Here is a 236-nt window from a genome sequence, read left to right as displayed (position 1 = left end):
TTCAGCGATGGTTGCTATCTAGATCGAAGGACCGACGCGCGCCGGTCCGGATGCCGTCCGCGTTCGCCCGTCGCGCCAGCGCGCGTGCGCGTCGGCGGCCGGATCGATGGCGAAGGATCGCCGCGCCGACGCATGCATCCGCCGGCGCGAAGCCACGGCAACGCGCCCGAACTCGGCCGATGCGCGCATCGCGGCATCGCCGGCTTCGGACAGGAAGCCTGGAAAACAAGGGAAAT

The 236-nt window shown here is 69.5% G+C and carries 1 protein-coding gene; it reads right to left on the bottom strand.

Annotated elements, in window-relative coordinates; translation table 11 throughout:
• Window positions 1-18: 18 nt before the first annotated feature.
• A partial coding sequence (locus HKX41_13540; protein ID NNC25156.1) for a hypothetical protein occupies window positions 19-236 on the bottom strand: 218 nt, incomplete at its 5' end.

This window comes from Salifodinibacter halophilus (genome assembly GCA_012999515.1).
GTDB classification, from domain to species: Bacteria; Pseudomonadota; Gammaproteobacteria; order Nevskiales; family Salinisphaeraceae; genus Salifodinibacter; species Salifodinibacter halophilus.
The sequence above is the reverse complement of the archived record's forward strand: the minus strand, read 5'-3'. Positions and strand labels throughout refer to the sequence as shown.